8 protein-coding genes are annotated in these 7,885 nt (G+C 72.3%); 7 read left to right on the forward strand and 1 reads right to left on the reverse strand.

Translation table 11 applies throughout. From position 1 onward, the window contains the following. Positions 1-109: 109 nt before the first annotated feature. Positions 110-1,339: an endolytic transglycosylase MltG gene (gene mltG, locus BG452_RS44365; RefSeq protein WP_188310079.1), complete on the forward strand. Its 1,230-nt coding sequence runs from the start codon at positions 110-112 to the stop codon at positions 1,337-1,339. Between the two features lie 185 nt (positions 1,340-1,524). Here mltG (BG452_RS44365) and BG452_RS44370 read toward each other — a convergent pair whose 3' ends face one another. Further along, positions 1,525-1,737 carry a hypothetical protein gene (locus tag BG452_RS44370; RefSeq protein WP_188310080.1) on the reverse strand — a complete coding sequence of 71 codons (213 nt, stop codon included), beginning with the start codon at positions 1,735-1,737 and terminating at the stop codon, positions 1,525-1,527. Here BG452_RS44370 and mltG (BG452_RS44375) point away from each other — a divergent pair. The 6 genes from mltG (BG452_RS44375) (at position 1,726) to aroQ (ending at position 7,606) form a co-directional block, all read left to right on the forward strand. Further along, positions 1,726-3,354, forward strand: a complete 1,629-nt coding sequence (mltG, locus tag BG452_RS44375; RefSeq protein ID WP_188310081.1) for an endolytic transglycosylase MltG — start codon at positions 1,726-1,728, stop codon at positions 3,352-3,354. The two genes, BG452_RS44370 and mltG (BG452_RS44375), sit on opposite strands and share 12 nt — an antisense overlap. A gap of 34 nt (positions 3,355-3,388) precedes the next feature. Beyond that, positions 3,389-4,219: a shikimate dehydrogenase gene (locus BG452_RS44380; protein ID WP_188310082.1), complete on the forward strand. Its 831-nt coding sequence runs from the start codon at positions 3,389-3,391 to the stop codon at positions 4,217-4,219. Between the two features lie 163 nt (positions 4,220-4,382). Beyond that, complete coding sequence (aroC, locus tag BG452_RS44385) at positions 4,383-5,567, forward strand: chorismate synthase (RefSeq protein WP_188310083.1); 1,185 nt, start codon at positions 4,383-4,385, stop codon at positions 5,565-5,567. Then, on the forward strand, positions 5,564-6,085 hold the full coding sequence (locus BG452_RS44390; RefSeq protein WP_188310084.1) for a shikimate kinase: 522 nt from the start codon (positions 5,564-5,566) through the stop codon (positions 6,083-6,085). Before aroC ends, BG452_RS44390 begins: the two co-directional genes overlap by 4 nt. Beyond that, entirely contained in the window at positions 6,078-7,169 is a 1,092-nt protein-coding gene (aroB, locus tag BG452_RS44395) for a 3-dehydroquinate synthase (RefSeq protein WP_188310085.1), read from the forward strand. Before BG452_RS44390 ends, aroB begins: the two co-directional genes overlap by 8 nt. Before the next feature lie 8 nt (positions 7,170-7,177). Continuing rightward, positions 7,178-7,606, forward strand: a complete 429-nt coding sequence (gene aroQ / locus BG452_RS44400; RefSeq protein ID WP_188310087.1) for a type II 3-dehydroquinate dehydratase — start codon at positions 7,178-7,180, stop codon at positions 7,604-7,606. The last annotated feature ends 279 nt before the right edge of the window (positions 7,607-7,885 follow it).

Genomic DNA, 7,885 nt, shown 5'->3' on the forward strand with positions numbered 1-7,885 from the left:
GGACCCCTCTTTCGTTCGTTTCCCTGTCCGTTTCGGGTCGCTATGGATCGATCCGAAACGACCGGGAACGATTCTCAGCGATTCGGGACCGCCGAGGGGACCGCGAGCCATGATCGACCAGGACTTCCACCCGGGTCTCACCCCGGGGCACCTGGGTGCGCCGGTGCTGGAGCCGGAGGGCCGTCCTCCGGGTGCGCCCCGGCCGCGCTCCGATGCGCCGGATCCGCACCGACGGCGTAACGGACTGGCCTGCGCGCTCACCGCCCTCGCCCTGATCGCGGTCTTCGGCGGGATCGGGCTCACCGGCTACACCTGGCTCCAGCAGCAGCGCAAGCCCTCGGCCGCCGCCGACTACACGGGGCAGGGCAACGGCAGCGTCCAGGTGTCGGTGCCGGAAGGGGCGGGCCTGTCCCAGATCGCCTCCGCGCTGGTCCGCAACGGGGTGGTGGCCAGCTCGCTCGCCTTCACCCGGGCGGCGAAGGGGAGCGCGGCGGCCGCGGGGCGGATCCAGCCCGGGACGTACACGCTGAAGCAGAAGATGTCGGCCGCCGCCGCGCTCTCCATCCTGATCGACCCGGCCAACGCCAACGGCCTGACCATTCCCGAGGGTTGGCGCGGCTACCAGATCTACGCGGCGATCGACAAGAAGCTGAACCTGCCCGAGGGCACCACCCAGAAGGCCGCCAAGGAGCAGAGCGCCGAGCTCGGCCTGCCGGACTTCGCCAACGGCAGCCCGGAGGGCTACCTGTTCCCGGCGACCTACGCCGTCACCGACGGGACCACCGCGCTGGAGCTGCTCAAGCAGATGGTCGATCGAGCGGGGAAGGAGTTCAGCCGGGACGACGCCAACGTCGTCGCGCAGAACCTCGGGCAGAGCCTCTACGGACTGGTCACCGTCGCCAGCATGGTCCAGGGCGAGGCCGACAACACCGAGGACATGGGCAAGGTGGCCCGGGTCATCTACAACCGGCTGGCGAAGGGCATGCCGTTGCAGCTCGACTCCACCATCAACTACGCGCTCGGCCGCTCGACCCTGAACACCACGGTCACCGACACCAAGCTGGACTCCCCGTACAACACCTACCTGCACCCGGGGCTCCCGCCGTCGCCGATCTCCAATCCCGGACGGCAGGCGATCATGGCGGCCCTGGACCCGACGCCCGGGGACTGGGTGTACTTCGTGACCGTGAAGCCGGGCGACACCCGCTTCACCGACAGCTTCGACGTGCAGCAGAAGAACGTCGCGGAGTTCAACGCCGCCCGGGCCGCCAAGCCGAGCACCCCGGCCTCCGGCACGGCCACCGAGACACCCCCGGCCCCGGGGGCGACCGCACCGTGACAGCCCCGTACGCCGAGCGTGAGGTCGCTCACTGACAGTGCGTCCGCCCGGGCGGGGGTACGGCTGCGGTACGGTAACGTCTCCTCCCAGGCGCTGCGCTAGCACGCCGGTTCGAGAATCAGCCGGGACTGCGTCGTCCCGGACGGCCGGTCCGATCCTCCGGTCGTCACCGTCGGTTAAGGGGATCAATGACCGATCTGGGTGGGGGCTACGGCCCCCAGGGCGAGCCGTGGCACCCCGGTGATCCCGGGTACGGCGGCCAGCAGCCGGTCCCCGGCCAGCAGGACGGCCAGTGGCAGCAGCAGTACCCGCAGCAGGGCCAGCAGGGCCAGCAGCCGTACGGGGACGTACAGCAGGGGTACGCGCAGCAGCAGATGCAGCCGGGCATGCAGCAGCAATACCCGGAGGGGTACCAGCAGCAGGGCTATCCGCAGCAGCAGATGCCCCAGCAGGGCTTCGACCAGGGCTTCGACCAGGGGTACCAGCAGCACGGCATGGCCCAGCAGGGCCACCTCCAGCAGATGGGGGGCCCCCAGCAGCAGATGCCGATGCAGCAGGGGATGCCGCAGCAGGGCTATCCGCACCAGCAGATGCCCCAGCAGCAGATGCCGGTGCAGCAGCAGGTCCAGCAGCAGCCCGTGCAGCAGCGGGCCGCTCCCCAGCAGGTTCAGCAGCAGGCCGCGGCGCCCGCGCCCGCCGGGCCCGGCCCGGACGGGATCGACTGGGAGGCCGAGGCCGCCGCGCTGGAGGCGGGCGCCGGCCCGGTCGGCGGGGCGCGGGAGCCCGAGGCCGAGGAGTGGGACGGCCACCACGAGGCCGAGCGGCACGGCGACGACGTCTACCTCGACGAGCACGCCGAGGCCGAGGAGAGCGGCTTCCTCGGGAAGCAGGACGACTCCCGCGAGGCCAAGAAGAAGCGCAAGGAGAGCGGCAAGAAGGCGGGCCGTCGCAACAGCGGCGCCTGCCTGGTCGTCGCTCTGGTGCTGTTCGGCCTGCTCGGCGGTGCGGGCTGGTGGGGCTACGGCTTCTACAAGGACCACTTCGGTCCGCCGCCGGACTTCACCGGTGAGGGCACCGGCTCCGTCCAGGTCGAGGTCAAGCAGGGCGCGGTCGGCGGTCAGATCGGCGCCACGTTGAAGGCCGCGGGTGTGGTCAAGAGCGTCGACGCCTTCACCAAGGCCTGCGACGCCGAGCCGAAGTGCGGCACGATCCAGTACGGCTTCTACACCTTGAAGAAGGAGATGCCGGCCGCGGCCGCGGTCAAGGAACTGCTCGACCAGGCGGGCGGCGCGGCGATCGTGTTCCCGGAGGGCAAGAGCTCCTCCGAGATCTACGCCATCATCGACACCAAGCTGAAGCTGCAGAAGGGCACCACGGCGGGCATCGCCAAGGCCCAGGTCAACGACCTCGGGCTGCCGGCGTACGCGAACGGCAACATCGAGGGCTTCCTCTGGCCGACCCGCTACAACATCGCCGACGGCATGAAGCCCGAGGACCTGCTCAAGCAGATGGTGAAGAACGCCACCGACAAGTACGCGAACCTGGACGGCCAGGCCTCCAAGGCAGGCCTCAAGAACGGCTACGAGGTGCTCATCGAGGCGAGCATCCTGCAGCGCGAGGGCAACAACCCGGACGACTTCGCCAAGATGGCCAGGACCATCCAGAACCGTCTGGCGAGCGATGCCGTGCGCCACACCCTCGGCATGGACACCACGCTGCAGTACTCGCTGGGCCGCAAGGAACTCACGTCGAAGGACATCAACGACGGGTCCAACAAGTACAACACCTACATCAACCCGGGCCTGCCGCCGACGCCTATCTCCAACCCCGGCGACGAGGCGCTCAACGCGGTGCTCAACCCGGCGGACGGCAAGTGGCTGTACTTCATCGCGATGTCCCCGACCAAGACCCTCTTCGCCGAGACGGACAAGGAGCACGCGGCCAACGTCGAGGCGTACTGCAAGGCGGCGGGCCAGGGCTTCGACAAGGTCGGCCTGCACTGCACCACCAAGTAGCCGTCACCGAAACGTCGTTCACGGAGAGGCAGCGTTGACCAGCAAGCACCGGGCGGCCGTCCTCGGCTCGCCGATCGCCCACTCGCTCTCGCCGGACCTGCACCGGGCCGCCTTCGCGGCGCTCGGGCTGGACGGCTGGCGCTACGACCGCTTCGAGGTCGACGAGGCCGGCCTGCCCGGCTTCCTCGCCGGACTGGACGAGGCCGAGTGGGCGGGGCTGTCGCTGACCATGCCGCTGAAGCGGGCGGTCATCCCGCTGCTGGACGAGGTCAGCGGGGCGGCCCGCGCGGTGGACGCGGTCAACACCGTGGTGTTCACCGCCGACGGGCGGCGCACCGGGGACAACACCGACGTCCCCGGGCTGGTCAACGCCCTGCGCGAGCGCGGCATCGGTGAGGTGTCCGCCGCCGCCGTCCTGGGCGCCGGGGCCACCGCGTCCTCTGCGCTGGCGGCGCTCGCCCAGATCTGCACCGGCGAGGTGACGGTCTACGTGCGCAGCGCCGAGCGGGCCCGGGAGATGGCCGAACTGGGCGAGCGGCTCGGCGTGCCCGTGCGCACCGCCGACTGGGAGCGCGGCGCCGAGGCGCTGGAGCGGCCGCTGACCGTCTCCACCACGCCGGTCGGGGCGACCGACGCCTTCGCCGGCGCGCTGCCGGCGGCCCCGGGCGCCCTGTTCGACGTGCTGTACCACCCGTGGCCGACCGCGCTGGCGGCCGCCTGCGCCGAGCGTGGGGCGACCGTCCTGGGCGGGCTGGACCTGCTGGTCCACCAGGCGGTGCTGCAGAGCGAGGCCTTCACCGGGCGCACCCCCGGGCCGCTCGCGGCGATGCGCGCGGCCGGGGAACGGGCACTGGCCGGGCGCTGAGCCCGTCGGCTCGGGCCCGGTCGTTTCGCCGTGTGACCGGTTGTCGTCCGTCACGCGGACTGTGCCACCGGGTGCCGCCGGGTCATGAAAGGATTCGGACGGAAGGCACGCTCGGGCGGGCCGCGGCGGTGCCGTGGGCCGGCCCGCTGATGAAGGAGCTCCGTTGGGTACGTTGCGCTGGCTGACGGCGGGGGAGTCGCACGGCCCCGCACTCGTCGCGACGCTGGAAGGCCTGCCCGCCGGTGTACCGGTCACCACCGACGTGGTGGCCGACGCGCTGGCGCGCCGTCGGCTCGGTTACGGCCGCGGGGCCCGGATGAAGTTCGAGCAGGACGAGGTGACCTTCCTCGGTGGTGTCCGGCACGGCCTGACCATGGGCAGCCCGGTCGCGATCATGGTCGGCAACACCGAGTGGCCGAAGTGGGAGCAGGTCATGTCGGCCGACCCGGTCGACCCCGAGGTGCTGGCGGGCCTGGCGCGCAACGAGGCGCTGACCCGCCCCCGGCCCGGCCACGCCGACCTGGCCGGCATGCAGAAGTACTCGATCGACGAGGCCCGGCCGATCCTGGAGCGCGCCAGCGCCCGGGAGACGGCCGCCCGGGTCGCGCTGGGCGCCGTCGCCCGGGCGTACCTGCGCGAGGTGGCCGGGATCGAGATCGTCAGCCACGTGGTCGAGCTGGCCGCCGCCAAGGCGCCGGCCGGCGTGCTGCCGCTGCCCGCGGACGAGGCCCGGCTGGACGCCGACCCGGTCCGCTGCCTGGACGCGGACGCCTCGAAGGCGATGGTGGCCGAGATCGACCAGGCCCACAAGGACGGCGACACCCTCGGCGGCGTGGTCGAGGTGCTCGCGTACGGCGTGCCGGTGGGCCTCGGCTCGCACGTGCACTGGGACCGCCGGCTGGACGCCCGGCTGGCCGCCGCGCTGATGGGCATCCAGGCGATCAAGGGTGTCGAGGTCGGCGACGGCTTCGAGCTGGCCCGGGTGCCCGGATCGAAGGCGCACGACGAGATCGTCCCGACCACCGAGGGCGTCAAGCGCACCTCCGGCCGCTCCGGCGGCACCGAGGGCGGGCTGTCCACCGGCGAGGTACTGCGGGTGCGCGCCGCGATGAAGCCGATCGCGACCGTGCCGCGGGCGCTGCAGACCCTGGACGTGCGCACCGGCGAGCCGGCCAAGGCGCACCACCAGCGTTCGGACGTCTGCGCGGTGCCGGCGGCCGGGATCGTCGCCGAGGCGATGGTCGCGCTGGTGCTGGCCGACGCGGTGAACGAGAAGTTCGGTGGCGACAACGTCTCGGAGACCCGTCGCAATGTGCAGGGCTACCTCGACAACCTGATCATCCGATGACTTCTCCGGTCATCGTGCTGGTCGGCCCGCCCGGCAGTGGCAAGTCCACCGTCGGGCGGGCCCTGGCCGAGCGCCTGGGCGTCGGCTTCCGGGACACCGACGCCGACATCGAGGCGCTGGCCGGCAAGCCCATCCCGGAGATCTTCATCGACGAGGGCGAGCCGCACTTCCGCGAGCTGGAGGTCCGCGCCGTGCGCGCGGCCGCCGGGGAACACGGCGGAGTGCTGGCACTCGGCGGCGGCGCCGTGCTGGCCGCGGCCACCCGCGAGCTGTTGCGCGAGCTGCCGGTGGTCTTCCTGGAGGTCCCCCTGGGCGACGCCGTCAAGCGGGTCGGCCTGGACGCCCCGCGCCCGCTGCTGGCCGTCAACCCGCGGGCCCGCTGGCGCGAGCTGATGGAGGCCCGCCGCCCCCTCTACCTGGAGGTGGCCACCGCCGTCGTCGACACCGCCGACCGCACCCCCGAGCAGGTCGCGGACGCCGTACTGGAAGCACTGGAGCTGAAGACCCCCCATGACTGACACCACCGTCAGGATTCACGTCGGCGGCAGCGCCGGCCACGACCCGTACGACGTGCTGATCGGGCACCAGCTGCTCGGTGAACTGGCGCCGCTGATCGGGACACGGGCCAAGCGGGTCGCGATCATCCACCCGGAGGCGCTGGCCGCCACCGCCGACGCCATCCGCGAGGACCTGGCCGGCGAGGGGTACGAGGCGATCGGGCTCCAGGTGCCGAACGCCGAGGAGGCCAAGAGCGCCGAGGTCGCCGCGTACTGCTGGTCGGTGCTCGGACAGACCGGCTTCACCCGCAGCGACGTCGTCGTCGGCCTCGGCGGCGGCGCCACCACCGACCTGGCCGGTTTCGTCGCGGCCACCTGGCTGCGCGGGGTGCGCTGGATCTCCATGCCCACCACGCTGCTCGGCATGGTCGACGCGGCCGTCGGCGGCAAGACCGGCATCAACATCGCCGAGGGCAAGAACATGGTCGGCGCCTTCCACCCGCCGGTGGGCGTGCTGGCCGACCTCGGCACCCTGGAGACCGTGCCCAAGCACGACTACGTCTCCGGCCTCGCCGAGGTCATCAAGTGCGGCTTCATCGCCGACCCGGCCATCCTCGACCTGATCGAGGCCGACCCCGAGGGCGCCAAGACGCCGGCCGGCCCGCACACCGTCGAGCTGATCCGCCGGGCCATCCAGGTCAAGGCCGACGTCGTCTCCGGGGACCTCAAGGAGTCCGGCCGGCGCGAGATCCTCAACTACGGCCACACCCTCGGCCACGCCATCGAGCGCAACGAGCGCTACAAGTGGCGGCACGGCGCGGCGATCTCCATCGGCATGGTCTACGCCGCCGAACTCGGCCGCCTGGCGGGCCGGTTGGACGACGAGACGGCGGACCGCCACCGCACCGTACTGGCCTCGGTCGGCCTGCCGCTGAGCTACCGGGCGGACGCCTGGCCCAAGCTGCTGGACGCGATGAAGATCGACAAGAAGTCGCGCGGCGACCTGATCCGCTTCATCGTCCTGGACGGCCTCGGCAAGACCTCCGTCCTGGAGGGCCCCGACCCGTCCCTGCTGGTCGCCGCCTACGCGGAGGTCTCGGCGTGACCAGGGTGATGGTGCTCAACGGCCCCAACCTCGGCCGGCTGGGCAGCCGCGAGCCGGACGTCTACGGCGCCACCTCGTACACCGGGCTGGTCGAGCGCTGTACCGCACTGGGCAGGGAGTTCGGCTTCGAGGTCGAGGTCCACGAGACCAACTCCGAGCAGCAGATGGTGGAATGGCTGCACGAGGCGGCCGACGGGCAGGTGCCGGTGGTGATCAACCCGGGCGCGTTCACCCACTACTCGTACGCGATGCGGGACGCCGCGGCGCAGCGCACCGCGCCGCTGATCGAGGTGCACATCTCCAATCCGTACGCGCGGGAGACCTTCCGGCACACCTCGGTGATCGCGGCGGTGGCCTCCGGCACCATCGCGGGTTTCGGGATCGGTTCGTACGAGCTGGCGCTGCGGGCGCTGGCGGAGCAGCTCACCTCGCGGTGACGGCTCGGATCGCCGGTCAGCGGCTCTGACGGCTGCTCAGCGGCCCGGCGGTGGACTGGGCCCGCCGCCGGGCCGCCGTGTAGTGTCCCCGCTGAGAGGTGTCGGGAGGTGCCATGACGCAGTACGCCGGAGGTGGGCAGGTCCCGCCGCGTCCCGTCGCTCCGCCGGTGCCGCCGGGGGGCGGTGCGGGGGTGGGGGGGGGGGCGGGGCGCGGGGTGCGGGCCCGGGTCCCGCGGCCGACCGGGACCGCCGGGCCCACCCCCGAGGGGGCGGCGCGCG

Source organism: Streptomyces sp. CBMA123, assembly GCF_014596465.1.
Lineage (GTDB): Bacteria > Actinomycetota > Actinomycetes > Streptomycetales > Streptomycetaceae > Kitasatospora.